Source organism: Amphritea sp. HPY (assembly GCF_050870985.1).
In the GTDB taxonomy this organism is placed as follows: Bacteria; Pseudomonadota; Gammaproteobacteria; order Pseudomonadales; family Balneatricaceae; genus Amphritea.
The window spans coordinates 989804-1016410 of sequence record NZ_CP194015.1; the positions used below are offsets into that span (position 1 = coordinate 989804).

The following is a 26607-nucleotide window of genomic DNA, read 5'->3' on the forward strand; positions in this document are numbered from 1 at the left end:
CGAAAAAGGATGCCGTTATGAGATTGTTTGCCAGCTTATTAACAGTACTGTTGCTGTTTTCACATCAAGTGTTCGCCGCCTCATCCCAGGAAATAAATGCGAAAGCAAACCAAGCGCTTAAAGAGTTCTATCGGCACAGCCCTGCGGGTAAAGAATTAATTTCAAAAGCGGCGGGTGTATTGGTTTTTCCTGAAGTGTATAAAGCGGGCTTTGGTATAGGCGGTGAGTATGGCGAAGGTGCACTGCGAGTGGGTGGTAAAACAGTTGCTTACTATAATGTTGCGTCCGCCTCGATCGGGTTTCAGCTAGGCGCTCAGATTAAGTCTGAGATTATTTTGTTTATGAGTCAGGATGCCCTTAAGCATTTTCGTAACAGCGATGGCTGGGAAGCGGGGGTTGATGGCAGTGTCGCAATAGCTACCCTCGGTGCCGGTGGTGAAATAGACTCGAATACTATTCAGCAGCCGATTATTGGTTTCATTTTTTCCAATAAAGGTTTGATGTATAACCTCAGTATTGAAGGTTCTAAAATAAGCCAGATTGCCCGCTAGGAGAGAATTAATGAGACAGGTAACCGCGATAGTCAGTCTTTCCCTTACCCTGATTGCTGGAGTATATGCCCAGCCAGTGTTGGCTAAGAAACCGGATTGGGCCGGGCAGGGGAAGCAAGAACATACGCCGAAGGAAAGTGAGCATTCAGCCGTTGAGAAAGTTGAATCTGGCGATGCAGCAGAACGGTTTGATAACGAAGGTTTTTCTTCCTATGAGCGGGCGCGCATTCGTGGTTACTTTCTGGAAGGAAACGACGAGTCCGGAGTGGACAGCAAGGGGCAGGGCAGAGGAAAGGATAAGTCCCGTTCGTTACCCCGGGGATTGCAGAAAAAACTGGCGCGAGGTGGTGAACTGCCCCCAGGCTGGCAAAAAAAGGTTGCAGCTGGTGAAGTACTGGATGAAGAGTTGTATGACGGGTCTGAAGCGTTACCGGATGATTTGGATCTGATTTTGAACCGGACCGGCGGTGCCGAGTACCGTCGCATAGGTACTAAGGTGATAAAAGTATTGGAAGGCGATGGCACTATTATCGATGTCATCGATATAGCTGATGGTGTGTTAAGTGGATCGACAGAATAGCGGAGTCTAAGTATGAAGGAACCTAAGCATGACACCCGCAATCAATAGCGCAAAAAAGGCTAAGATAAGCTTTCAAACCCACCAGTATAAGCATGATCCAAAGGCTGATTCCTATGGCGGAGAAGCTGCTGCTGTGTTGGGGCTCGAACCACAGCGGGTATTCAAAACCTTGCTGGTAGCACTTAACGGTGATAACAAACAACTGGCGGTTGCGGTTGTACCTGTATCCGGTCAGCTAGATCTTAAAGCTGTCGCTACAGCGCTCAAGGTAAAGAAAGTCGCAATGGCTGATCCTCAACAGGCACAAAGGACAACAGGCTATCTGGTTGGAGGGATAAGCCCCTTAGGGCAGAAGAAGCGGTTGCCAACACTGATTGATGAAACGGCGCTGGCACAAGATACTATCTATGTCAGTGCCGGTAAGCGTGGCCTTGAAATTGAGTTAAAACCCGCTGACCTGCAATATCTGACGGCAGCGGGTTTCGCGGATATAGGCCGCGGCTAAACTATATAGCAGCAAATGATCCAGAAAATGCCGGCTAAATAAAGTTAGCCGGTTTTTTTATGTAGCAGATCTGTATCTTCGCCGATCTTCTCTTTTTTCGCAGACGTCTTGAATTGTGACGCTTCAAGGTCGTGTTTATTCAAAAGTTTATAGAAGTCGGTGCGGTTGCGCTGAGCAATCTTAGCTGCCTGAGTAACATTGCCCGCGGTGATATGCAGTACTTTAGTCAGGTAGCTCTTTTCAAAGGTGGCACGGGCCTCATTGAAGGATGGAATTACCCGATCCTGATTTGCCAGGGCCTGATTGACCAGTCCTTCACTGATAATCGGTGCGCTGGACAGGGCTACCGTCTGTTCAATAACATTTTCCAGTTGCCGGACATTACCGGGCCAGGCGGCTTGTGCCAATAAATGAATGGCGGCAGGGGATATGCCTTTAACTTTCGGGTTATGCCGCTGTGCAGATTTTTCAACGAAGTGCCTGGCCAGCAATGGAATATCTTCCGGGCGGTCGCGTAATGGCGGTAACTGCAGGTTAACCACGTTAAGGCGGTAATACAGGTCCTCTCTGAATTCGCCGTCCTGCATCGCAATCTCTATATCGCGGTGAGTGGCAGAGATGATTCGGACATCGACCTCAATAGACTGGGTCGACCCTACTGGTCGAATCAGTCTTTCCTGCAAGGCTCTGAGCAGTTTAACCTGCAACGTGCTTGGCATATCGCCGATTTCGTCGAGAAACAGGGTGCCGCCCTGAGCCGCTAGAAACAGGCCTTCATGTTGGCTGACCGCACCGGTAAAGGCGCCTTTGGCGTGGCCGAAGAGCTCAGACTCAAGCAGTTGTTCCGGCAGTGCGCCACAGTTAATCGCTATAAAGGGCCCGCTAGCCCGGTCACTGGCATTATGGATCGCCTTTGCCATCAACTCTTTACCGCTACCGCTGGGGCCGGTTATCAGTACGCTGACATTGGATTTAGCGACCCGGTGTGCCTGGGATAAGCGCTGTTGCATGATCGGGCTCTGGGTAACTATGTTGCTGCCCCAGGTGCCACTTTGCTTATGAACTGAAGCCAGTGCTGAAGCAATAGTGCTGAGCAACTGATCTTTATCGATCGGCTTAGTGAGGAATCCGAAGACACCTTCCTGGGTGGCAGAAACCGCATCGGGAATAGAGCCGTGGGCGGTGATGATAATCACCGGTAGTGCCGGATCAAGTTCCTGTACGGCGGCGAATAGAGCCATGCCGTCCATGCCATCCATTTTAAGGTCACTCAGCACCAGATCAGGTTTTTCTGCCCTGATTCGTTCCAGTGCTTCGGCACCGGAGCTGGCGGTGTTTATTCGATAGCCTGACGCGCTCAGGCGCAGACTGAGTAGTTTTAGTATTCCGGTGTCGTCGTCAACAATCAGAATAAGTGGTTGAGTAGACATCTTACTTACCTATCCTCTTTTTTCTGGATTGAAAGATCTCTTTCAATCTCAGTCAGGGCTCTGATCTGATCGAGCAGTTTGTTACGCTCATTGAGTAGTGCTTTACGTTGTGCGGTCGTGCTGTTGAGGTTCTGTTGTAGCTGCAAAGTCCCGCGAGCATACTGGTAGCGTACATAAATATAGCGATCAGTCAGGCAGTTTGAATCCGGTTGCAGTTCCATCTTGCGGAACAGCGTCAGTGATCTTGATAGTTCTGTTTCAGAGTTGCCAGGCTGGCTGAGTAAAATAGCCAGGGGCGTTGGGTTTGAATCTTTTCGTGCCTTGGCGAGTAACTTCACCTTCTGTGCTTCTGCCGCGCTCTGATAACGTTGTTCAAGAGATACCCAGTGACCGATGTCACCAGGTTTTACAGCGCAGCTGATAGTATCACCGGCCTTGATGAGTGAGTCTTTGACCTGGCATCCGCCCAGGGCGAAGGCAATAGCGATCAGTATGGATGTTCTAATCATCAGTCTCAGCTTCTTTTTTTGGCAGGGTTATTATAAAACTGACAACCCCGTTGTTGTTTTTGTTCAGAATAAGGTCGCCATCCTGGGCGCGTACAGCTTCTCTGGCAATGCTCAGGCCGATCCCCGAACCCTTGATAGATCCCTGGCGACGGTTTTGTCCCTGATAGAATGGATCAAATAGCTTATCCAGATCCTCTGTCGGGATGGTTGGGCCGGTATTTGAAACTTCGATCATTAACAGCTCTTTGCTATCAACCATATCAACGGTCAGAGCGCCAGCCTGGTTACCATATACCGCAGCATTGGAAATCAGATTACTCAAAGTGCGTAATAATAACCCCTTATCGACCCGGCACTCCACTTCATTCTCGGGTAAAGCGACTGATATTTCCTTTTGTTGTAATAATAATTGATGGGCAGCAAGTGCTTCTTTGATTATTGGTCCTACTGGGGATATTGAATATTCCGGCTCGCCGCTATGTTGCAGGCGGTTGTAGTCAAGTAATTGTTCTATAAGAGATTGCAATGCCAGGCCATTTTGCTGCATCAGCTGAAGGATCTCCTGCTGGCTATCATTGAGCGGTCCGGCCAGCTCTTCTGCCAACAGGTCGGTACCTTCACGCAGAGTAGTCAGTGGTGTTTTAAGCTCATGGGACATATGCCGCAGAAAGGCTTGTTTTTCCTGCTCCAATAGCTGTAGATGTTCTTCCAGCCAGTCCAGTTGCTGATTAAGTGCGATAAACTCCCTGGGTCCGCTGAAAGATATGCCGAGTGAATTCTGGCCATAGCCCAATGCCTGAATACGTTTCTTAAGGTGTTTAACCGGTGTCGTAATACGGATACTGAAGAACAGGATCAGTACTGAAGACATCAGAATCAGCAGTCCTGCCTGTAACCAGAGCAGGTTCTGTTGGTGCTGGGCTCTGGCATTAAGCGATTCAAGCCGCTGTTCCAGTCTCTGGCGGGTGTCATCGTAAAGGGTGCTGGTCAGGGCAACCAGTTTGATTACCTGATCGACACCTTTCTTATTGGGTTTTTTTTGTTTCAGGTCTTGCGTCAGCTCAAGCAGTTCGGAGATGGTATTTGAATCGATCAAAAAAGCATGAACCTGCAATAGCTCGCTGAATTGCTCTAGCTGGCTGTTAAAGCGTTTAAGAATTTCTGGTTTTTGGACAACGACATATTGCCTCGATGAACGCACCAGATCCTCAGACAGGCTTTTCAGCTGCTGCCCCCGACCCAGGAATTCTAATGCTTGTTGGGCTTGCTCCCGCCCAAGGCGGGATAGTGTCACCATCGAGTCCGTCGCCTGGTAAATCAGCACTCCCAGGGGCATTACTACCAGGATGAATGCCAGTACTACCAGTTGCAGTAGCGATCGGGTACGCCAGGGGGAGGCGTCAGCGGTAGCCATATTGTATAGATCCAATCCCTGAATTTGGTTGTATTTATCAGATGATTCGCAGAGCCGTCAAAGACAGTAGGCGGCGTAATCCTTTAACTTCACTCTGCAGCGGCGATATCTCTCTGCGGCTGAGTACCCCGTCATTATTCAGGTCAAGTTTGTGAAAAGAATTAACTAGTCCTGGTCTGCTTCGCATCTCTCTGAAAGTCACCTGGTTATCGTTATTGCTATCAAGGGAGTCAAATATATTCAGCGTTTGCTGCTCCCTGATGCGCGTCTGCCGGGGTAATTCCGAACGGATATGTTCTATGACTTCAACGTTCGTTAATACCTCAATAGAATTGTTAACTTCCGCATGCAGCGGCGAACTCAATAAGGCGCAGATAAATAGTCCGGCAGCCTTCGTCATGGTGTTCTCCTTAATCTTCCATAGTGTGAGATAGTGTATTGTTTTTTTCTATAACAATAACTGTGCCACTTATATTGTTTTCAAATAAAACAATAAGTTAGAAGGTTGAGGTGCCATGAACACTGGTTTAATTATGGGTTATAAAAAGCCATTTGTCTGCTAAGTGCGACATTGAATCGCTTGTATGTGTAAAGTTGTAATAAATTCAAAGGGTTATAGGGTATCTTATGCCAGACAGGTACTACTCTATAACGCTGTTATTTTCAGGCTCAATAATGACCGGATTCGATAGCCGACCGATTCCTTCGATCTCAATGCTGACCTTATCGCCTGGCTTCATATAGCCCCGCGGCTTCATTTTTACGCCGACACCGCTGCAGGTGCCTGTAGCAATTACATCGCCGGGTTCTAAGGTGCAGACAGTCGATAAGGTCTCTACCAGCTGGTAACAATCGAAGATCAGATGGCGGGTATTGGAGTGCTGTCTGAGTTCATCGTTAACCCAGGTTTTAAGTTCAAGGTTGTGTGGATCGATCTCATCAGCAGTGACTATCCATGGTCCCATCGGACCATGAGTATCAAATGATTTCCCCAGAGTCCAGGTCGGTGATTTTACCTGCCAGTCACGGACCGATACATCATTTACAATGGTGTAGCCGGCAATTACTTTGTGGGCGTCGGCAACACTCACGTGGCGGCAACGTTTGCCGATGATAAAAGCGAGTTCGCCCTCATAATCAAGCTTGTCTGAAATTCGCGGACGATGGATGGCATCCCCTGGCCCGATAACACAGGTAGATTGTTTATTAAAAAGGGTGGGAAAGTCGGGGCGTTCAAGCCCGGTTTCAGCAATATGATCGGCATAATTCAGTCCGACGCCGAGATATTTGCCCGGTCGGGCGATCGGCGCCAGTAGTTTTACGTTCGTCAGAGGGATGCTGTGTTCAGCTTTATTGATTAAGCTCAGCAATGAATGCTGTAGCGTCTGATACTGATAGAGCAGTTCACTCATATCTTCTGGCAGACTGGGGTCATTGTTGAGTGGGATAATCCGATCACCCTGAACGATGCCCAGGCCGGGTTGGTTGTTATAGCAATATCGCGCCAGTTTCATAGTCGTACCTTGCTCGCCGGATAACGGAAGTGGTCAGGATGTTAACAGAGCTCATCCGGGGCAGCCAGTGGCGAACTATCCGCAATGCAGTTGTACCGGCAGGGGATAATCAGAGGTATCCTTAGGCTAGCTGATTTTCTGTTTATCTGATGCTCTATACTCTACTTTATTTGCTTAAGTAACTTTTGCCCATGATGGATCAACAATTGCTGTTACCTTTATTCATAAGATTTTTTAGACACCTGAGTCCCGTTAGTATTTTATATCGCTCGGGTGTCGTGTTACTTACGGGGCTCTTTATTACTGCCTGTAACCAGGTAAAACCGCCCCAGGATAGTCTGCACAGCGTTGCGGGAGTCCTCATTAAGGAGGATGGCCAGCTTTGGCTTCAGCCCTGCTATGAACGTAACTGGTGGCCTGTACATGACATGACAGCTGAGCAGGATCTTATGCAGTATTATGGACGTTTGAGTGGCGCGGCTGACCAGCCCGTATACATGGAGCTTGATCTGCAGCCGGGATCTGACGCTGATCCGGTCCTGAGGGCATATCAACTTCGGGTGGCCGGAGGTACTGCGACTACCTGTTCATTCCGATTGGGAGGAATGGAATATCGGGCAGCAAGTTTTTCACCATACTGGGTTGCAGATATAGATGAAGAAAATGTCACGGTGAAAAGTGCGAATCCAATCGGGCGTTACAGCTTTGCAACGGGAAAAAAGTCACTGCACAGCAGAGGCTTTGAATACCAACAAGTAGGAGTTGTCCCAGATCCTTTCAGTATCCGAATTACAGCGGGTAGCTGTGTCGATAAGAGTAATGGTACTTTGCTGAATTATCGGGCACAGATGAAGCTGTTTGGGCAAGCGTATAGCGGCTGTGCCAGGGCGGGGCAGACGAGCAACAACAATCCGGTGAGTGGTTATTATTGGTATGGAGATAGTAGCGCATCAGGCGCTGAACGGATGCTGTTTCGACTATCTGAAAATAAACGTGTGGATCTGGTTAGCCGACGTCCGGGGCAGGAAGCTATGACTGTGCGGGGGACGTGGCAGTATCTTGAGTCGGGGAAATTGATTCTGACGATGAAAAATCGTCAGAATAAGGAATTTCTGCTTATTTTTACCCGGCTAGATAATCGATCCCTTGTGCTCGAAGCAGGGCTTTCTGGATACGGCAGCAAGGGTACAGAGTATCGCTTTTGGCAGCCCCTTGATCTGCCGGGAGGCCAGTCGACACGGAAACTGATACCTCAGGCCGAAGTATTGAAACAAACGACGCAACAATTACCTAAATCAGTTGCTGAGATCGGCTTCAAAGTCGTACCCGCTCAAACAGGTCAGGTACTCCCTGAGATTATGGTTTCAGAAGAGGGGGTTACCCATTAATCTCCAATTGGCTGGGTAACCCAGGTTCTGTCTTTGCTTTACAGCAGCTCTAGTAGCAGGTCCTTAGCCCGATTAATCTTGGCTGCCAGGTAGTCACTGCCACCGCGGTCAGGATGCATCTTTTGCATCAATCGACGATGTGCTTCTATGATCTCTTCCCGGCTGGCTCCTGGCTGCAATCCAAGAATCTGGAATGCTTCTTCAGTTTCAGAGGAGGCATGACGCTGTTCGCCATGGTCATCTTCACGCCAGCTGTCCCCAAAGCGTTTGTCGAGGTAGGTTTCAAGCAAACGGGCAGATTGCGTATCGTTATCTCTGCAATAGCGTAGCAGTGAAATAAACTCCTTTTCACTGAGGCTGCCTAGTTCCCTGTTCTGCAAAGGCCCCTGAAGGACAGTGCCCTGCATTATTCCACTGTCGTGATCCAGCGTCATGTGCAGGGTACGGGTATTGACTTCAGATTGGTTGCCGCTGCTTTGACGGCTACTTTGATAGTGTTGGAACAATCGCCCGAAAATAGGTAGCAGGGGGAACAGGCGGCGGGCAAAAGGGATCAGCATGGCAAACAAAACACCCAGCCAGTGAAGCTTGCCGGTAACGGCGAGGTAAAATATCAGACAGCCGATCACGCCTAACAACAACATTAAGTTGGCCCTGCGCTGCTGAGCAACAGGCTTTGATTTAAGCCACAGGAACCACCCCAGAAAAAGTGAGCCTAACAGGAATAAGGTAATTGGATTCAAAGTGACTCCCGGTTACGTTTTAAGCTGGTGGGTGAGTTGTAGCACGGCATCGCCATGTTTATTGGCATATTGCAGTAGCGCCTGATTCCCACCCGCAGCATATACGGCAACCGCGCCGAGCAGGGTTTTTAGTTGTTGGGCGCTGCTATTATCGAATCGACAGTAAGCTCCGTTTGATAGTTTAGCCATCTGCTTAAAGGCTCGGCTGGCCGTTATATCCCGGCCTTCGTGGAAAATAAATATCGGGGTTTTCAGCAGTCCAAGCTGACCGGCTAACTGGCACAGGAAGTCAACCGGCTCTTCAACGCAATCACCGATAAAAACCAGCGCCTGAACTTGCTGTTGGCGGGTTTCTTTCAGGCTGTGCTGCAGCAGCTTACTTATCTGTGTGTGGCCACCCAGGCAGTGGACTGCATTCATATGGTTTAGCAGGGTTGCGGTATTATTAAGCCAGGGGGTGGCGGTAAAGTTGTTTAACCCGCCATAGTGGCACAGCTGTATCGAAAGTCCTCCCAGACTCTGGGTTTCAAGAAACATCTGACTTTGCAGATGGCAGGCATGATCCCAGGTTCGTTCACGGCTGGCGGTGGCGTCCAGGGCAAAAATAAGACGGCCCGTGTCGCTACTGGTGACTGCTGGCGCTTTATTGATCTGCTCCAGAAATGCTTCAACTTCCTTATCACTGGAGTGATGTGTGGCACGCAGGTCTTTGTTTTTTTTCATAGTTGTTTAACCTGATATCGGAAATATTTGCCGGTAATACAGAGAGATTACACTTGTTACTAAAAGTTTGGCAGAAAAAAAGGGGCTTAGCAGCCCCTTCTTACATACGGAAGTGGGTGCGACTAGGGGGGGGCACCAGTATAACGCTGCTTTTTTTTCTATTTAAGGTAGGCCATGTCCACTAATACCAGGCCGTCAATGCAGAAATTGAAATCGGCATCGACTCCGAAATTGAGAACACGGTTAATGAACTCAAAGCCCTGATAGTGCAGGCTTTCATCCAGGAACTTATTCACTTCCTGCTCCCGGACCAGGCGTCTGAGGCAAAACAGGGTAGGCTGCTTTAGGAAAACTGAGCGCAGGCTGAAGGAGGGAAACTTACAGTTGGTGATCTGTTCAACATTGATCACGTTATCTAACTATTATTTAATCAATTCAGACTCAAAAGGTATGAGGGTTTGACGACATGAAGATGGCAGAAAGGTGACAGAGTGATGACGGGCTGAAGTTTAACGCATGTCGGCTTTTTAAAGGTAAGTGCTTCATTCAGAAAAGCCTTGCCAGGAATAAACAACTTACACTAAGGGCTTGTATTCAAATAGTTAAATTCAAGAGTGTCATTCCTGGGTAGCTCTTAGCGCTGACCTATACCGTTGCACTGTTCAGTAGTAGAGCATTCAGTATGCGAAATGCTGTTATCAGCAGTGGATCACTCCGTTGTGCCGCCTCTCTTTTCAGATTAAGAGCTTAAAGATAGATGAATTTTCCTCATTGGCGGGCTTGTTACTTGACCCTGTGGCCCGCGCGTTGCAAACTTAAGGCTTGGAAAAGGAACTTCCAGTTGATCTAAGGGAATAGAGAGTATTATGGACAAACTGAACTCAACATTTGCACGCCGTTTATTAATTTCACATCTGGTCGTAACAATCGACCGTCCCAGTGTACCTGCCTTAATGGCTGAGACTGGCTGGCCCCGCCGAACTATTCAGGACGTTATTAAAGCCATTCCAGGTATGGGCGTTAATATCTATTTTAAGCAAGATGGTTGTCGTAATAATGATGGTTACTATGTGATCGATCATTGGGGTGCTATTGACCCGGGATGGCTAAATACCAATATTCATTCCGTCAAAGCTGCCCTGGCTTATTAGTACTGTTTTTTTGTACAGTTCTTTGTAGTAGGCTACTGTCTGATTAGCGAGTCTAAATACAGACGGGAACCTGGACATTGAGCGCTACTAAACAGAGAAAAATCATCCATTGCGATTGTGACTGCTTTTTTGCGGCTGTGGAGATGCGTGATAATCCTGCTCTGAGAGATATTCCAATCGCAGTAGGAGGGGCATCGGATCGCCGAGGCGTTATCTCTACCTGTAATTACCTGGCCCGGAGTTATGGCATTCACTCTGCAATGGCGACTGCGCAGGCGGTCAAGCTTTGTCCTGCACTGAAAGTAATTCCCGGCAATATGGGAAAGTATCGCGATGCTTCCAGTCAGATTATGGCTATCTATCGTGATTATACTGAACTGATCGAACCTTTATCGCTGGATGAGGCCTATCTTGATGTATCAGAATCCAGGATGCATGGTGGCAGTGCTACTTTGATTGCTGAGGATATCCGGCGCAGGGTTAGTGAAACGGTAGGTATTACAATTTCTGCAGGTGTTGCGCCGAATAAGTTTCTGGCAAAAATAGCCAGTGATTGGAATAAGCCGGATGGTTTATGCGTAATAACCCCGTCAGAGGTTGAAGCCTTTGTCCTGCAGCTACCGGTTAACAAGATATTTGGTGTTGGTAAGGTTACCGCGGCAAAGCTAAAGCAGATGGGAATTGAAACTTGTGCTGATATCCGCGAGCTTACGTTGGCGCAGTTAGTTAATCGTTTCGGACGTTTTGGTAAGCGATTATTCGAACTCAGTCAGGGGATTGATGAGCGGCCGGTTAAGGTGAGCAGGGATCGGAAGTCTATCAGTGTCGAACATACTTACTCTATCGATCTGCCAGATTTGGCAAGTTGTATCGAAAAACTACCGTCATTACTGGATGAGCTAGAGCAGCGTTTTTCTAAACATCGTGATACAAGGGATATAGCGGGAGCGGTGGTAAAACTTAAATTTCATGATTTTAATCAGACCACGGTAGAGCAGAAATCAATTGAGTGCTCACTGCAACTCTATGAGAAACTGTGTCAGGAAGCCTGGCATCGGGGAGAGAAAGCGGTGCGCCTGATAGGTATTGGTTACCGGCTTGAACCGCATAATCCGCAGCAGGTGGTACAGCTTCCTTTGCTGGATTGATTTTAGTCGCTGCACAGCTGCTATGATTTGTAGACTAATTGCCTGAGCGAAGCTTGTTTTAATTGGAGTTTTTCATCGCGGTTTTAAAATTATGCACGGAGCCTGTGATGCCGCAATCTCATGATCCTGATCAGTTACAAAATCTTATTCAGCGCCTTGATAATATCCATCCGGATCCACGGATGCATGATGATGCGAATGGACTTATTTGCTGTCGCCTTGCGTTAGATGCTTTAGAGCAGGGCAATTATGGGGTTGCAGCGGTACTGATTAGTCCGATGGGTGAAGTCGTTGCTCAGGCTGAAAATCGGGTATTTAGTCACGGCTATAACAGCGCCGCGCATGCTGAAATGCTCCTGCTGGACCTGCTAGAGCAGGAAACGATAGGTTATGCGCCCGCACAATTGACCATGTTAGTTAGTCTTGAGCCTTGCCCCATGTGTATGACCCGATTATTATTGTCGGGTATAGGCACTGTTCGCTACATGACAAAAGATGCCGATGGCGGTATGTTGACCCATCTGGATAAGCTACCCCCCGCATGGAGAAACCTGGCACAACTGCAGAATCATTATCCTGCGCACCTCTCTGATTCCATTAGGGAATTAGCTGCTGAACTGGCTGGCATGAACCTGGTTCATCTGCGTCATAAACTATTCATACATATACGCCCCTGAACTCTGTTGCGTGCAGCTGCACAATGCTATAATCCCGCGCCTTTTCATCGGCAGATTAGTTTGTATCTTTCTGTCGATTGAGCCCTGCTCCTCAATTAATCAGCACAGAGACCGACAATCCCATGTTGCAGTTGTTATATAAACGATCCCAAAGCCTGAAAGCGGATGTGCTTTCAGGTCTGACAGTGGCGCTGGCGCTGGTGCCGGAAGCCGTAGCTTTTGCTTTTGTTGCCGGGGTTGAACCCCTGGTCGGCTTATACGCAGCTTTCATGGTTGGTCTGATTACCGCAGCAATTGGTGGTCGTCCGGGAATGATTTCCGGTGCGACTGGTGCTTTGGCCGTGGTGATGGTCAGTCTGGTTGGGTTGCACGGAGTTGAATATCTTTTTGCCACTGTGGTGTTAATGGGTATTTTTCAGATTCTGGCGGGTACGTTCCGGTTAGGTAAATTTATTCGTATGGTGCCCCACCCGGTAATGCTGGGTTTTGTGAATGGTCTGGCGATAGTGATCTTCCTGGCTCAGATGAAGCAGTTCCAGGTTGCCGATGAGAGCGGTAATCTCGGCTGGATGCAGGGCGAGCAGTTGATGATGATGTTAGGTCTGGTTGTGCTGACCATGGCTATTATTCATTTTTTGCCGAAGCTGACTAAGGCTGTACCATCTACTTTGGTTGCGATTGTCACAGTGACTGCGATCGTGATCGGACTCGATATTGATAGCGCCCGCAGCGTGCAGGAAGTGCTGGCAGATATGACTGGCGATCCGGCTGCTTCGATTGCCGGTGGTTTGCCACAGTTCCATATCCCGATGGTACCAATCAATTTTGAAACCTTACGTATTATCGTGCCATATGCGTTGATTCTGGCTGCAATTGGCCTGATTGAATCACTTCTGACATTGACTCTTATTGATGAAATTACTGAGACCCGCGGTCGTGGTAATAAAGAGTGTGTTGGTCAGGGCGTTGCCAACGTGGCGACCGGCTTCTTCGGTGGAATGGGTGGCTGTGCGATGATCGGCCAGAGTATGATCAATATCAGTTCAGGTGGTACCGGGCGCGCGTCTGGTATCTCTGCCGCTTTGTTTCTGTTGCTGTTTATCCTGGTGGGTTCCAGCTGGATTGAGATTATACCGGTGGCTGCCCTGGTGGGTGTGATGTTTATCGTGGTAATCGGTACTTTTGAGTGGGCCAGTATCAACCTGATGCGTAAAATTCCACCGGCCGATGCAATAGTTGTTGTTATTGTTACAGTTGTTACCGTGATGACCGATCTGGCGATCGCGGTAATTGTAGGTGTCATTGTTTCGGCGCTGGTTTTTGCCTGGAAACATGCCAAGCATATGGTGGTAGAAACCAGTATGGAGAATGGAGGCTTCCTGAAGGTGTATAAGCCAAATGGCCCGTTATTCTTTGGTTGCATTCAAAATTTCCGTGATCACTTCACTCCGAAATTTGATCCGCAGGAAGTAATTATTGATTTTGAAAATTGCCGTGTAATGGATCACTCAGGTATTGAAGTCATAGACTCTCTGGTTGAGCGTTACCAGAAAGCAGATATCGATATTCATATTCGTCACCTGAGCCCAGAGTGCATCAGGCTGCTGGAAAAAGCGGGTAGTGTGGTTGAAATCGACCGTAATACGGATCCTGTTTATAAAGTTGCCGACGATAAGCTGGCCTGAGCGGGTGCTTGTTAATTCCTGAAAAACCGCGACAATAGTCGCGGTTTTTGTATCTGAGTTTTGCCTGAAGAGGGTGTTATATGGAAATTGAACTGATTATCTCCTTTGTCCTGTTGGGGTCTGTCGTTGGCTTTCTTGCAGGCTTACTGGGGATAGGTGGGGGGCTGGTAATGGTACCAGTACTAACCTCTCTGTTTGTTTGGCAGGGTTTTCCGCTGGAGAGTGTTGTCCATCTGGCGCTGGGAACTTCAATGGCATCCATCATAGTGACCTCAATATCCAGTATGCGCGCGCATCATAAAAAGGGTGGTGTACTGTGGTCAGTAGTAAAACTAATCGCCCCAGGCATTGTTGTCGGTGCTTTCATTGCTACATTTATTGCAGCTAAGCTCAGTGCAGTGTTTCTGGCGACGTTCTTTGCTTGTTTTCTGGTGTATGCCTCTGCTCAGATGTTTCTCAATAAGAAGCCAAAGCCTTCACGTTCATTGCCGGGAGCAGGAGGTTTATTTGCTGCGGGTAGTGTAATCGGAAGTATTTCTGCTTTGGTATCCATCGGTGGTGGTACGCTGACAGTACCTTTTCTTAGCTGGCATAATGTGGATGTTAAGAAGGCCATAGGTACCTCTGCAGCAATTGGCTTGCCGATTTCGGTAGCTGGTACCATCGGTTATCTGGTGAATGGTTGGGGCGTTGATATAGCCGGCGATTATATTTTTGGTTATATCAATCTTCAGGCTGTGATACTAATCTCGATTATGAGCTTTCTGATGGCGCCGGTCGGCGCACATGTGGCGCATAAGTTGCCGGTGCCAATCTTAAAGAAAGTGTTTGCAGTATTATTGCTGGGGCTGGCAATAAAGATGATCAGTTCAGTGATCTGAGGATATGTCTGACGTTGTGCTCGAGTGGCAGGCAAAAAAAAGAGCAACAGTTCCCTGTGCTCTTTTTTGTACCGGCTAGCGATTTATCCGTAATCTAACCTCTTCTCAATCCCGGAAGAGGCTTCCCGTCCCTGGAAATTTATTGCGAAATACCCGTCAGCGTCCTGCCAATAGATAAAATCCGTTTCGCGTTGATACTTCCCTGTTAGCCAGTCTGTCTAACTTTATGCCTTCTTATCCTTAAACTTACCTCTTCTCAATCCCGGAAGAGGCTTTCCGTCCATGGAAATTTATTGCGAAATACCCGTTAGCGTCCTGCCAATAGATAAAATCCGTTTCGCGTTGTTACATCCTTGTTAGCCAGTTTGTCTTACTCTTTCTCTTCAATCCATGAAGTGTGTCGATCCAACGGCGTTAAGTATGCTTAACAACAGGCCGACAATATATAGGAAAAAGTCTTAATTTGTCTCCTAATGGAGACATTTTGTTTTTGGCTGTTTTGCAGAGATAAATTTCAGGCAATAAAAAAGAGCATCAGTTCCCTGTGCTCTTTTTTAGCGGCTAATGGATTGTCCTTAATCTAACCTCTTCTCAATCCCGGAAGAGGCTTCCCGTCCCTGGAAATTTATTGCGAAATACCCGTCAGCGTCCTGCCAATAGATAAAATCCGTTTCGCGTTGTTACATCCTTGTTAGCCGGTTTGTCTTACTCTTTTCTTCAATCCTTGAAGTGTGTCGATCCAACGAAAGTGATTATGCTTAACTGATTGTTGGAGCGATATAGGAAAAATTCCTAATTTACTAACCTATTACTACTTTTCTTGCAGGGCTGGTTGGTCAAAGTTGATCCCTTGCCAGCCGTGTAGCATGAAGTTACGGATATTTCCGTGGTCAGTGCCTGTTGGGTTTTGCAGGACATCATTGCGGTAGAAGCGACCGAAGCATGTCAGCGTCTGTTGCGGAGTAAGCTCGTTAAGTTGAGCAAATGCAAAAATTTTACAAGATCCTTCATTGGTGCCCGCTTCGTTAGTTACGGAACCGTTGCTAAAGCGGGTCGGGGTATACTGATAGTTGGCTTCGATCACCGCCATCGTATCTTCAAAATCGAGCGTGTCACTATTCAGTTGTTGAATGAATGTTTGCAGATCCATTAAGCGGTCCTCTGTTAGTCCTGTCAAAGCAGGGGGATTAACCCATTTAGCAACCGGGATGATAATTCCCGGTTGAGTTGCGGTTTTTAACACAGGAAAGTTGATCTCGTCCAGTATTCAGGGGGCTTGATTTATGCGGAGAAACTCTTATGTCAGTTTTTCCTGAACACTGGTGACTTTGTCTGCCATGGTTTGATCCCGATCGGTGCGGGTGCTCAGTTTCATATGGCTGGTAATTCGTACCGCTCCGGCCTGATGAAGCTCTTCATGGCAGCGTTTGACTGCGGCTGTTACGTCTTCCCATTCGCCTTCCACGTTTGTGCCAAAGCCATGCATAGTGTGAGTAAGTCCGGCTTCTTCAAATATCTTCTGGCACATTGCGACATATGGGGATACAGAAGTACCAACGCCACCGGGTGAGACCATGATATCCATTAATACGTACATTGCTGCTGTCCTCTGTAATGATCTGAAATTTATGACTATTGCAACCTGCCGGTAAGCTGTAAGCAAGGGCCAGTCGGTAGTTTTTCATAGGCCGCAGTCAATTTAACCAGAACAGCGTAAGGTTGTTAGCGGTCTGTGGTTGTTGCTGGCTATGATTAGCCCTCTTCCAGCAATAGCAGGGAGTGCACCAGTTCAGTATTCGGAACATCAATTTTCAATTGCTTTGCGCGGTTTAATACAGCGCCGCTGATGCCTTCAAGTTCTAAGGGGCGTCCTTTTTCTTTATCAACGAGCATTGAAGTCTTTATTGCATCGAAGGTGCTGATCAGTTCAAACATTTCATCGATATCATGTCTGCTTAATTGCACATCGTCGGCCGGTGCGACTGCTGCGACTTCCTGCATCATCCGGTATACAGTTTTGCCGAATATAGGGTGTGAGGTAAGGTTTCGTGTATCCAGTCGGGTCAGTGCAGACAGCGGGTTTACGCCGTTATTGATGAGCAGTTTGCGCCACAGTTCACGGCGGATATCTGGCGCAATCAGAGTTGGAATACCGGCTTCGTTAAATGTATCAGCGAAAACCTGAAGGGCATCAGGGCTGAAGATCCGTTCGCTCTGATGATTAGGCCAGCTGCCCATGATCACCTGAGCTGGCCCCTTGGCTTGTACTTGGCCGGGCCCGGTAATATGGCCTCCAATTCGAACTGCCAGTCCACCAAGTGTACGATGGCGCCCGAGTGCTTGCGCAATAAGAGGTTCGTTATCGACACCATTTTGTAACGACAGCATCGGAATATTTTGATTTTTAAGCCACCCACTGAGCTGTTCAAGGATGGATTCTGTAGCTCCTGCTTTAAGGGTGAGCAGGATCATGTCGAAATCGTTACATCGATATTGTTGTTGCAGAGTATCGATCGCTACAGCGTCCACTTTCTCGTGAAACTGCAGTTCATCGTGGCTTACTTTGAGTCCCGTTGTCTGCATGGCCTGTAGGTGATTACCCCTGGCGAGGTAGGATACCGAATGCCCCTGTAGCTGTAGTCGCGCACCGTAGTAACAGCCAATTCCACCGGCGCCAATAATCAGAAAACGCATAGCTGATCCTTTTTAAATGCTAATCGGCGGAGCATAGCATTTACCTGGTCAGAAGAGAGTAGGAGTTTTTGGGATTATAGGTTTCATAAAAGGATAGCTCATAGTTCGGAAGAGTCTTGTAAAAAGTGGCTCGTAGCTCGTAGCTCGTAGCTCGAAAAAGCAGAAAAGCCTTCTTAATCAGTTAACAAACGGATCAAAATTTCGTTACGTTGTAAGATGATTAGGTAAATAAAACGCGCTTCGGCGCGTTTTGTTTTGCATGACAGAATGTGCGGGCCGGAAAATCTTGTCGAGCAACGAGCCTTGACTGCTTGTCAGTCGCGGCGCAGTTTGTCTGAGATCGCGATAGGGTTCGGAAAGTTGAATATCACCAGATAGGTTGATAACAGGAAGGTCAGTATTGCCGTGGCCTGAATGACGTGTGACGCCTCCTGACCGATCATCGCTGATGCGGTAGCCATATAAGCGATCAATAATGAGAACTCACTGATCTGGCCAAGTCGGAAACCGACTTCCCAGGCGAGCTGATTGTTTTCGCTGATTTTTTGTAGCAGAAATCGGAACACTATTGGCTTCAGTACTAATACAAGAGCAGTAAGAATAAGCGCTGGCATCAGGATCTCACCGACTAAAGTGAGATTGAAGCTGGCTCCGATCGAAAAGAAAAAAAGAATCAGGAAGAAGTCCCTTAATGGCTTAAGGCTGGTAGCTATATATTGTGCTATCGGGCTGGTTGCGACGCTGACTCCGGCAATAAAGGCGCCAATTTCAGCGGATAAACCGACCAGTTGAGCCAGTTCTGCAAGACCAAGGCACCAGCCGATTGCGACAAGAAAGATATACTCGTGAAAACGATCGAAACGGTGTATCAGTGGCAGCAGAATATAACGTACAAACACCAGTGCGCCGGCAATAATCAGGGGTAAGGCAATAGCTGTTCTGAGGAAGCTGATTAACTGGCTTTCACCGTTATCACCGCTGTTAAGAAATAGTAGCACCAGAATAGCTATAACGTCCTGCAGCAGTAGCAGGCCGACAACAAGTTCACCGGTATGCTTGTGGTGAAGTACCGTTGTCGGTAGTAACTTGATGCCGATAATTGTACTGGAGAACATCAGGGCGACACCGATAATAACGGCTTCTGTTTGGGTGTAGCCGAATGCTATGCCAACGCCGTAACCGATCGCCATAAATATAACGGCACTGAATATTGCGACTAATGTGGCTTTCTTCAGCATATGTACCAGGTGGCTGGGTTGCATATCGAGACCCAGCAGAAATAGCAGGAAGATAATTCCGATATGGGATATATCCGATAGCAGGCTGGTGTCCTGAATGAGGCTGTAACCGTAAGGGCCCAGAATTGCTCCGAGAACTATATAGGCAACCAGTAGTGGTTGGCGGGTATACAGGGCGACAGATGCCAGTACCGCGGCGCCGGTAAAGATCAGGAAAAATGAGAAAACCAGATTGTGTTCAACCATGCGCTGCTTAATATCCCATTGATTTAGCGGAGAAAGACCAGTGTATCGAATCTAAAGATGGATATGAACCCAGCGCTGCTTCTTCCATATATAGATAAAGGCAGCGGATGACAGGGTTCGGTGGGCCACTTGCAGTAACCAGATTCCAGTCAGGCCGAAGCCAAGATAAGGGCCTACTAACCAGGCGAGTGGCAGATAAAAGCACCACTGTCCGGCGGTAGTGATCAGCATTACTGTGCGGTTGGCTCCCGCGCCAAGTAGCGCCTGGGTGAGTACGATGGCGGCAACATCAAGGCAGATCGCCAGACCCGTGAGCATGAGTGGTAGTCTGGCTTGTTCGATAAGTATCGGATCTTGTAAGAATAACGCAAGAATTGGATCCGGTATCAGCCACATCGGTAAGCTTAAAAGTGCCATCAGGATCGTAGCTGTTTTGATGATATCCCAGCCCCAGCGGCATGCCAGTTCTGGTCGGCTTTCACCTAAAGCATGGCTGACCAGGGTTGTGGAGGCGATGCCGAAACCGACGCCAGGCAGAATCAGGAACAGCGCCAGGTTGATAAGAACATGGCCTATCGCCTGTTGATCGGTGCCCAGTTGGCCAATGATCCAGAACAGTACCGCTACAGCCGCGGCGAAGAAAAACTGTTGTATCGAATGAGGTATAGAAAGTTTTAATAATGTCCTGAGTGAGCTTGGCGAGCTCTGGCTTCTGCGGCGCATTTTCATAAAGCCTTTAGGTCGGGCGTCCTTCCAGGTCACCACTGCAATCAGGGCGCAGCCGATATAGAGCGCGATGGTAGTACCAAGGCCGGCGCCGGCAGCGCCCATCTGAGGCAGGCCGAAGTGGCCGAAAATAAGCCCGAAACTGATCAGTACGTTAGCAATATGCATGATGATCAGAATGCGCAGATAGACCATTGGGCGGTTGGTACCGTTCCAGTAACCCCGGAAACAGAGGTTCATGCCGACCGCGAGTATCGCAAGAATGCGATAACGAAAATAGTCATCCGCAATTGATAAAGCCTGATGGTCGGTGCTCATCAGGGCAACCATCTGTTCTGACACCGAGGTATAGAAGAAAGTGAGAGGCAGAGCTGTAATAAGCGCAAGAAAGATGCCCCAGTTAAGTGGACGGGCTATTTCTGAATTACGGTTTTGTCCGCGACGACGGGCAACCATCGCTTGTACACCTGATGAGAGGCCAAGGATCAGGCTGAGGGCAAGAAAGGTTGCGTAGCCGCCGATACCGATGCCTGCCAAAGCAACCTGTCCGAGAGATCCGACCATTGCGGCATCAATGAGATTTAACAAGCTCTGAGACAGCATGCCTCCAATGATAGGAAGGCCCAGCGAGAGTATGGTTTTTATCCGATCGCTACGTGTCATCTGGGCTCTTGGCGGCAGTCAAAAGAATAGGAAGTGGCGAGTTTAGCAGATATTCTGGCGCTATGTTTTGTATAATATCTGATCAATTTACTCGGGTTTAGAAAGGGTGTATCCTTGGCTCAAATTGTTAAGTGTTTTGTGACAGGAATATAGATGAATATCACGGTTACTGAATCAGCTGAAAGCTATTTGGCTGAGTTGCTGGAAAAACAGAATGTTGAGGGCATCGCGGTTCGGATGTTTGTAACCCAGCCGGGTACGCCTTATGCAGAAACCTGTCTTGCGTATTGTCGTCCTGACGAGATCGTCGAAGATGATGTCGTGATGGAAAAGGCTCTGGTGAAGTTCTACTTTGAGAATAATAGCCTGCCGTATCTTGAAGAGGCTACAGTTGATTACGCAACTGACCGTATGGGTGGTCAGCTGACGATTAAAGCGCCTAATGCGAAAGTGCCTAAGGTATCTTCGGATAGCCCGATTGAAGAGCAGATTAATTATATTCTCTACTCAGACGTTAACCCTGGTTTGGCTTCCCACGGTGGTGAAGTGAAGCTGGTAGAGCTGGTTGAGGAAGAGCAGGGCAATATCGCAATTCTTCAGTTTGGTGGTGGTTGTCAGGGCTGTAGTGCTGTCGATATGACGCTGAAAGATGGTGTCGAAAAGACCCTGGTAGAGCGAGTTCAGGGGCTGGTTGGAGTGCGCGATGTGACCGACCATACCGTGACGGACAATGCATATTATAAATAGCCCTGTCTGTGTTTTTGGAAAGGCCCGCCTGAGATTCAGTCGGGCCTTTTTTGTGGGTGATTGTTGTTTGGTCTGTGGCTTAGAAAGTGTCACATGTCTGAGTGAAAAATAATCACTCATTTTGGTACGTTGTTTACAGTCGGGTGACCTGTTATAAGTTTTACCAGTTATTGTGCATTACGGGTCGCCAAAGGTGTAATTAAATCAATATTTTTGGCTTGCTGTGGTTGTAATTTATAGTGCCGGCCCCCACGTATTGAGAAACGCTGTATCAGTTTGTTTTATCAGTTCTATGTATGTCCGTATCGGTTTTAAATACGGTCAATATCTGACAAAGGAGTAAGGTCCGTTATGGCACCACTCGAGAATAACCAAGAGATCACTACCACCACGCTGCCGGTATTGCCGTTACGCGATGTTGTTGTATACCCCCATATGGTGATCCCCCTGTTTGTTGGGCGCGAAAAATCGATAAAGGCGCTCGAATCCGCCATGGTGCAGGATAAAGAGATCCTGCTTATCGCACAGAAAAACGCTTCCGATGATGAGCCGGTTGGTAGCGATCTGTTTGAGATAGGCACAGTGGCCAGCGTGCTGCAGATGCTGAAGTTACCCGATGGTACCGTCAAAGTACTGGTTGAAGGTGATTATCGCGCCAGAATTGAAAAATTGCATGAGACCGAAGAGCATTTCAGTGCTGATGTTTCTTCTTTGCCTGCTGAACAGCTTAGCCCGGCAGAGGTTGATATATACAAGCGCACTGCTCTGGATCAGTTTGAGCGTTTTGTGCAGGTGAACAAAAAAATTCCATCTGAAGTGCTGACTTCGCTTTCGGCTATCGATGAGATTGGTCGTCTGGCGGATACTATTGCGGCGCATATGTCCCTGAAGCTGGATGAAAAACAGAAGATTCTGGAGATGCTCGGTGATCAGGCACGTCTTGAGCATCTTATGGCGCTGATGGAAACCGAAATTGACCTGGTCGAGGTTGAGAAACGTATTCGTGGCCGGGTTAAGAAACAGATGGAGAAAAGCCAGCGCGAGTATTATCTGAATGAGCAGATGAAGGCTATTCAGAAAGAACTCGGTGATCTGGATGAAAATGGCACCACCGATATCGAAGAGCTGAAAAAGCGTATCGATGAGGCGGGGATGCCGAAGGAAGCGCTTGATAAGACCATGGCCGAGTATAACAAGCTGAAGATGATGTCGCCGATGTCTGCTGAAGCGACAGTTGTACGCGGCTATATCGATTGGATGTTGCAAATTCCATGGTCTAAGCGCAGTAAAGTACGTCATGATATGAAGCGTGCCGAAAAGATTCTGAACGAGGATCATTACGGTCTGGAAGAGGTTAAAGACCGGATTCTGGAGTATTTGGCGGTACAGAAGCGGGTGCGTAAGCTCAAAGGGCCTATCCTGTGTCTGGTTGGGCCTCCGGGTGTAGGTAAGACTTCCCTGGGGCGTTCTATAGCCCGTGCAACAAACCGTGAGTATATCCGGATGGCGTTGGGTGGTGTGCGTGATGAGGCTGAGATTCGTGGCCATCGTCGTACCTATATTGGCTCAATGCCGGGTAAATTGATTCAAAAAATGGCAAAGGTGGGTGTTAAAAACCCGCTGTTCCTGCTGGATGAGATCGATAAGATGGGTATGGATCAGCGGGGAGACCCTGCGTCAGCCTTGCTTGAAGTGCTTGATCCGGAGCAGAACAGCAGCTTTAACGATCACTACCTTGAGGTCGATTACGATCTGTCGGATGTAATGTTCGTCTGTACTTCCAACTCAATGAATATCCCGGGCCCTCTGCTGGATCGGATGGAAACTATTCGCATTCCGGGTTATACCGAGGATGAAAAGCTTAATATCGCCAAGAAGTATCTGATTCCGAAGCAGTTGAAGACCAATGGTCTGAAACTCAAAGAGCTGGTGATAGAAGATGAAGCGGTGATTGATCTGATTCGCTACTACACACGTGAAGCGGGTGTGCGTGGGCTTGAGCGGGAGATCTCTAAGATCTGTCGTAAAGTGATCAAAGAGATTGCACTCGAGAATAAGAAGGATGTCAGTGTAACGGCAAACAGCGAGAATCTGGAACACTACTGTGGTGTCCGTAAGTGCAACTTTGGTATGGCGGAAGAGGAAGATCAAATCGGTCATGTTACCGGTCTTGCCTGGACTCAGGTCGGTGGTGATATCCTGACCATCGAGTCCGCAGTAGTGCCTGGTAAAGGTCGTCAGATCCGCACAGGCTCTCTGGGTGATGTGATGCAGGAGTCTATACAGGCCGCACTGACAGTAGTAAGGAGTCGTGCTGAGACTCTGGGGATCTCTCCAGAATTTCATGAGAAGAATGATATCCATATCCACGTGCCTGAAGGTGCTACACCAAAAGATGGACCGAGCGCGGGTATCGGTATGTGTACTGCCCTGGTCTCGGTGCTGACCAATATTCCGGTCAAATCTGACGTCGCGATGACTGGCGAAATTACCCTGCGGGGACAGGTTTTGCCTATTGGCGGACTAAAAGAAAAGCTGCTGGCGGCACACCGTGGTGGTATTAAAACGGTTATCATTCCAGACGAAAATAAGCGGGACTTGAAAGAGATTCCTGATAACATCAAGGCCGATCTTGAAATTTGTCCGGTCAAGTGGATTGATGAAGTACTGCAGATAGCGTTAACATACCAGCCAGAGCCGCTCGGCAAGGGCGATAAGCCAACCTCGTCTGCGAAGAAAAAGCAAGCAAAAAGTGAGCGGGGACAAATAAAACCCCATTAACACAAAATAGTTATAAAAGTGGCTGAAACCCGCTTGACACCTGATTTAGCTGCTTGGTATAAATTGTCCGACAACCTTGCTGGGCATGGACAACAGAATATATAAAAACGATTCATATAAGGGGAACAATGTGAATAAATCTGAACTGATCGACGCAATCGCAGCTTCTGCGGACATTCCAAAAGCAGCTGCTGGTCGTGCACTGGACGCTACACTGGAATCAATCTCTGGCGCTCTGCAAAATGGCGATTCCGTTGCTCTGGTGGGCTTTGGTACTTTCGGCGTTAAAGAGCGTGCTGCACGTACTGGTCGTAACCCACAGACTGGTCAGCCAATCCAGATCGCTGCGGCGACTCTGCCTACTTTCAAGCCTGGTAAGGCTCTGAAAGACTCTGTAAATAAGTAATACACTGCTAGCGCCTGATCCGTAAGGATCGCCTGGCAAAGGAGCGGTAGTTCAGTTGGTTAGAATACCTGCCTGTCACGCAGGGGGTCGCGGGTTCGAGTCCCGTCCGTTCCGCCAACACAAAGGCGCATTCTGATAGGATGCGCTTTTTTTTATCTGTACAAACCATAGAGGCCAACAGGCATCATGCTTCAGAATATCCGAGATAACTCCAAGGGGATCGTCGCTAAAATTATCGTCGGCCTGATCGCTGTCACTTTTGCGCTGTTTGGTGTGGAATCCCTGGTCAGTCTGACCGGAGGATCAAATGCCCCGGCGACTGTTAATGGCGTCGAAATCAGTGAGCGTGATGTACTGCAAGGGGCCGACTTACAACGACGTCAGTTGCTGTCACAGATGGGTGAGAATGCCGATCCTACGCTACTGGATGATAATCTGATCCGTAAAGCGACTCTGGATAATCTGATTCAGCAGGAGATACTGTTACAGTCTGCGGAAAATCAAGGTATGACAATCTCGGATCAACAACTTGATCAGATGATTATCAGTACTCCGGATTTTCAGGTAGACGGTCGATTTAATCGCGATCAATACCAGGCTGTATTGCGTAACGCTGGTTATAGCCCGCTGATGTACAAAGAATTGCTGCGCAAAGAAAAACTGCTGGAGCAGGAACGTGCCGGTTATATGCTGTCTGCTTTTTCCCTGGCTGGTGAAACTGATCGGGTTATTGAGCTGGATCGCCAGACCCGCGATATCGCTTACCTGCAGGTAGCTCTTGAAGATTATAAAAGCAGTGTTGAGTTGAGCGCAGATGAGCTGACCGCTTATTACGACTCACGCCTGAATGAATTTATGACTCAGGAGCAAGTTGTTGTTGAATACCTGCTGCTGAATAAGGCAGATCTGCTGAAGGGCGTTTCGGTCGATGATGCTGAGCTGCAAAGCCAGTTTGATCAGCGTCTGGCTGCGTTTACCGCAGACGAAGAGCGCTCCGTTGCGCATATCATGATCGAAGTATCTGATGATGTGAGCGATGAGGCCGCCCTGGCAAAGGCGCAGGTTTTGGCAGACAAGTTAGCTGCCGGATCAGATTTTTCTGAGCTTGCTAAGGTTGAGTCTGATGATCCTGGTTCTGCTCAAAGCGGTGGTGATCTGGGGGTCTATACGCAAGGTATGTTGGACGGGCCTTTTGAGCAGGCGGTTTATTCGCTGGCCAAAGACGAGGTATCGCAGCCGGTAAGAACCGAGTTTGGTTATCACCTGATTAAGCTGACCGATATTCAGAGTTCAGAACCACCAAAGTTTGATGATGTTAAAGATCAGCTTATTGCTGAGCAGTTAGACAATAAAGTTGAGCAGCTTTACGTTGAGAAGCTCGAACAGTTGGCTGATCTGACTTTCTCTGCAGGCGATCTGCAAGAGCCTTCTGAAGAGCTGGGTCTGGAAATTCTTACCACAGAGGCGTTTGGGCGTCAGGGTGGAAGCGATGAGTTGACCAGTAATCAGAGAGTGTTGCGTACCGCTTTCAATGAAGAGTTGATCCGCGAAGGCGTGAACAGTAACCCGATAGAGCTGGATTCCGGACGTACTCTGGTGCTGCGTGTTAAAGAGCACATTCGTCCCCGTCAGCAAACCCAGGATGAGGTCGCTGAACAGATTACTGCTCAGTTGACGACTGATCGCGCTGGTGAGGCGTTACAGCAGGAGCTTGATGGTTTGCTGGCAGATCTGCAGCAGGGCGCAGAACGTACTGCGGTGAAAGGTATTGAGTGGGTTGTAGCGGAAAAAGTCGGTCGTGCATCGCGTGATCTGCCGTTTGAAGTGCTGCAAGCCTCATTTAAGCTGCCTCAGCCTGCTTCAGCTGCGAGTTATACCAGTATCACTATGTCAGACGGTAGTAAGGCTATTGTAGCTGTAACAGCTGTTGCAGGCCCTGATCTGGCATCGCTGACCGATGAAGAGCGCAAGGCGATGCAGTCGGTTCTGGGTCAGCGCTCGGGGCAGTTTGACTATCAGGCGATGACTGATGCGCGCAAAGCGCTTGCTGAGATCGAAAGGTTATAAGCGAAAGAGCTAAATTGATAGCCGGGCCGACGATTACGTCTATGGCTTTATGATCGTGCAATAAAAACCTGAATACCTGTTATTACTAACGCGTAATAATAAGGATTCAGGTTTTTTTATGCCCAATTAGTGGATATTAA

Annotated in this window: 26 protein-coding genes and 1 tRNA gene; 14 read left to right on the plus strand and 13 right to left on the minus strand. The window is 48.2% G+C overall.

Annotation, left to right across the window (positions count from 1 at the left end; all coding sequences use genetic code 11):
* Window positions 1–17 precede the first annotated feature (17 nt).
* The 3 genes from ACQUQM_RS04180 to ybaK are packed head-to-tail and all read left to right on the plus strand — an operon-like array spanning window position 18 to window position 1636.
* Window positions 18–551 (plus strand): BPSL1445 family SYLF domain-containing lipoprotein, encoded by a 534-nt coding sequence (locus ACQUQM_RS04180; RefSeq protein ID WP_432473229.1) that lies wholly within the window; start codon window positions 18–20, stop codon window positions 549–551.
* A gap of 10 nt (window positions 552–561) precedes the next feature.
* Complete coding sequence (locus tag ACQUQM_RS04185; RefSeq protein ID WP_432473230.1) at window positions 562–1131, plus strand: hypothetical protein; 570 nt, start codon at window positions 562–564, stop codon at window positions 1129–1131.
* Window positions 1132–1159: 28 nt separating this feature from the next.
* Window positions 1160–1636, plus strand: coding sequence for a Cys-tRNA(Pro) deacylase (gene ybaK / locus ACQUQM_RS04190; RefSeq protein WP_432473231.1), 477 nt, complete (start codon window positions 1160–1162; stop codon window positions 1634–1636).
* Between the two features lie 44 nt (window positions 1637–1680).
* On the opposite strand, the gene ACQUQM_RS04195 is transcribed toward ybaK, so the two are convergent.
* From ACQUQM_RS04195 to ACQUQM_RS04215, 5 genes are all read right to left on the minus strand, one after another.
* Window positions 1681–3066 (minus strand): sigma 54-interacting transcriptional regulator, encoded by a 1386-nt coding sequence (locus ACQUQM_RS04195; protein ID WP_432473232.1) that lies wholly within the window; start codon window positions 3064–3066, stop codon window positions 1681–1683.
* 5 nt (window positions 3067–3071) lie between these two features.
* Complete coding sequence (locus tag ACQUQM_RS04200; protein ID WP_432473233.1) at window positions 3072–3575, minus strand: hypothetical protein; 504 nt, start codon at window positions 3573–3575, stop codon at window positions 3072–3074.
* Window positions 3568–4989 carry a sensor histidine kinase gene (locus ACQUQM_RS04205; protein WP_432473234.1) on the minus strand — a complete coding sequence of 474 codons (1422 nt, stop codon included), beginning with the start codon at window positions 4987–4989 and terminating at the stop codon, window positions 3568–3570. The genes ACQUQM_RS04200 and ACQUQM_RS04205 overlap by 8 nt, the downstream gene beginning before the upstream one ends.
* Before the next feature lie 37 nt (window positions 4990–5026).
* The gene (locus tag ACQUQM_RS04210) at window positions 5027–5389 is read right to left on the minus strand and encodes a hypothetical protein (protein WP_432473235.1); all 363 of its coding nucleotides are present in this window, start codon (window positions 5387–5389) and stop codon (window positions 5027–5029) included.
* 241 nt (window positions 5390–5630) lie between these two features.
* Complete coding sequence (locus tag ACQUQM_RS04215; protein ID WP_432473236.1) at window positions 5631–6503, minus strand: fumarylacetoacetate hydrolase family protein; 873 nt, start codon at window positions 6501–6503, stop codon at window positions 5631–5633.
* 449 nt (window positions 6504–6952) lie between these two features.
* Here ACQUQM_RS04215 and ACQUQM_RS04220 point away from each other — a divergent pair, with 449 nt between their 5' ends.
* Complete coding sequence (locus ACQUQM_RS04220) at window positions 6953–7891, plus strand: hypothetical protein (protein WP_432473237.1); 939 nt, start codon at window positions 6953–6955, stop codon at window positions 7889–7891.
* Window positions 7892–7929: 38 nt separating this feature from the next.
* On the opposite strand, the gene ACQUQM_RS04225 is transcribed toward ACQUQM_RS04220, so the two are convergent.
* The 3 genes from ACQUQM_RS04225 to ACQUQM_RS04235 all read right to left on the minus strand — a co-directional run bounded on the left by ACQUQM_RS04225 (window position 7930) and on the right by ACQUQM_RS04235 (window position 9653).
* On the minus strand, window positions 7930–8634 hold the full coding sequence (locus ACQUQM_RS04225; protein ID WP_432473238.1) for a DnaJ domain-containing protein: 705 nt from the start codon (window positions 8632–8634) through the stop codon (window positions 7930–7932).
* Window positions 8635–8646: 12 nt separating this feature from the next.
* Window positions 8647–9357: a VWA domain-containing protein gene (locus tag ACQUQM_RS04230; RefSeq protein WP_432473239.1), complete on the minus strand. Its 711-nt coding sequence runs from the start codon at window positions 9355–9357 to the stop codon at window positions 8647–8649.
* Between the two features lie 158 nt (window positions 9358–9515).
* The gene (locus tag ACQUQM_RS04235; RefSeq protein ID WP_432473240.1) at window positions 9516–9653 is read right to left on the minus strand and encodes a hypothetical protein; all 138 of its coding nucleotides are present in this window, start codon (window positions 9651–9653) and stop codon (window positions 9516–9518) included.
* 570 nt (window positions 9654–10223) lie between these two features.
* On the opposite strand from ACQUQM_RS04235, the gene ACQUQM_RS04240 reads away from it, so the two are divergent.
* The 5 genes from ACQUQM_RS04240 (at window position 10224) to ACQUQM_RS04260 (ending at window position 14899) form a co-directional block, all read left to right on the plus strand.
* A complete protein-coding gene (locus ACQUQM_RS04240; protein ID WP_432473241.1) occupies window positions 10224–10508 on the plus strand; it encodes a helix-turn-helix domain-containing protein in 285 nt (94 codons plus the stop codon).
* Between the two features lie 77 nt (window positions 10509–10585).
* On the plus strand, window positions 10586–11656 hold the full coding sequence (gene dinB / locus ACQUQM_RS04245) for a DNA polymerase IV (RefSeq protein ID WP_432473242.1): 1071 nt from the start codon (window positions 10586–10588) through the stop codon (window positions 11654–11656).
* A 107-nt stretch (window positions 11657–11763) separates the two neighbouring features.
* Complete coding sequence (locus ACQUQM_RS04250; RefSeq protein WP_432473243.1) at window positions 11764–12333, plus strand: deaminase; 570 nt, start codon at window positions 11764–11766, stop codon at window positions 12331–12333.
* A 122-nt stretch (window positions 12334–12455) separates the two neighbouring features.
* Window positions 12456–14018 carry a SulP family inorganic anion transporter gene (locus ACQUQM_RS04255; protein ID WP_432473244.1) on the plus strand — a complete coding sequence of 521 codons (1563 nt, stop codon included), beginning with the start codon at window positions 12456–12458 and terminating at the stop codon, window positions 14016–14018.
* Window positions 14019–14098: 80 nt separating this feature from the next.
* Window positions 14099–14899: a sulfite exporter TauE/SafE family protein gene (locus ACQUQM_RS04260; RefSeq protein WP_432473245.1), complete on the plus strand. Its 801-nt coding sequence runs from the start codon at window positions 14099–14101 to the stop codon at window positions 14897–14899.
* Between the two features lie 811 nt (window positions 14900–15710).
* On the opposite strand, the gene ACQUQM_RS04265 is transcribed toward ACQUQM_RS04260, so the two are convergent.
* The 5 genes from ACQUQM_RS04265 to ACQUQM_RS04285 all read right to left on the minus strand — a co-directional run bounded on the left by ACQUQM_RS04265 (window position 15711) and on the right by ACQUQM_RS04285 (window position 20466).
* Window positions 15711–16049, minus strand: coding sequence for a HopJ type III effector protein (locus tag ACQUQM_RS04265; protein WP_432473246.1), 339 nt, complete (start codon window positions 16047–16049; stop codon window positions 15711–15713).
* 147 nt (window positions 16050–16196) lie between these two features.
* Entirely contained in the window at window positions 16197–16496 is a 300-nt protein-coding gene (locus ACQUQM_RS04270) for an MTH1187 family thiamine-binding protein (protein WP_432473247.1), read from the minus strand.
* A gap of 155 nt (window positions 16497–16651) precedes the next feature.
* Complete coding sequence (locus tag ACQUQM_RS04275; RefSeq protein WP_432473248.1) at window positions 16652–17593, minus strand: ketopantoate reductase family protein; 942 nt, start codon at window positions 17591–17593, stop codon at window positions 16652–16654.
* A 314-nt stretch (window positions 17594–17907) separates the two neighbouring features.
* A complete protein-coding gene (locus ACQUQM_RS04280) occupies window positions 17908–19077 on the minus strand; it encodes a cation:proton antiporter (protein WP_432473249.1) in 1170 nt (389 codons plus the stop codon).
* A gap of 51 nt (window positions 19078–19128) precedes the next feature.
* The gene (locus tag ACQUQM_RS04285) at window positions 19129–20466 is read right to left on the minus strand and encodes an MATE family efflux transporter (RefSeq protein ID WP_432473250.1); all 1338 of its coding nucleotides are present in this window, start codon (window positions 20464–20466) and stop codon (window positions 19129–19131) included.
* Between the two features lie 153 nt (window positions 20467–20619).
* Between ACQUQM_RS04285 and nfuA the strand changes: the two genes are divergently transcribed.
* The 5 genes from nfuA to ACQUQM_RS04310 all read left to right on the plus strand — a co-directional run bounded on the left by nfuA (window position 20620) and on the right by ACQUQM_RS04310 (window position 26467).
* Complete coding sequence (nfuA, locus tag ACQUQM_RS04290; protein ID WP_432473251.1) at window positions 20620–21213, plus strand: Fe-S biogenesis protein NfuA; 594 nt, start codon at window positions 20620–20622, stop codon at window positions 21211–21213.
* A 351-nt stretch (window positions 21214–21564) separates the two neighbouring features.
* Window positions 21565–23994 (plus strand): endopeptidase La, encoded by a 2430-nt coding sequence (gene lon, locus ACQUQM_RS04295; protein WP_432473252.1) that lies wholly within the window; start codon window positions 21565–21567, stop codon window positions 23992–23994.
* 130 nt (window positions 23995–24124) lie between these two features.
* On the plus strand, window positions 24125–24400 hold the full coding sequence (locus ACQUQM_RS04300; protein WP_432473253.1) for an HU family DNA-binding protein: 276 nt from the start codon (window positions 24125–24127) through the stop codon (window positions 24398–24400).
* 40 nt (window positions 24401–24440) lie between these two features.
* Window positions 24441–24517 (plus strand) — tRNA-Asp (locus ACQUQM_RS04305).
* 69 nt (window positions 24518–24586) lie between these two features.
* On the plus strand, window positions 24587–26467 hold the full coding sequence (locus ACQUQM_RS04310; protein WP_432473254.1) for a SurA N-terminal domain-containing protein: 1881 nt from the start codon (window positions 24587–24589) through the stop codon (window positions 26465–26467).
* Window positions 26468–26607: the final 140 nt, after the last annotated feature.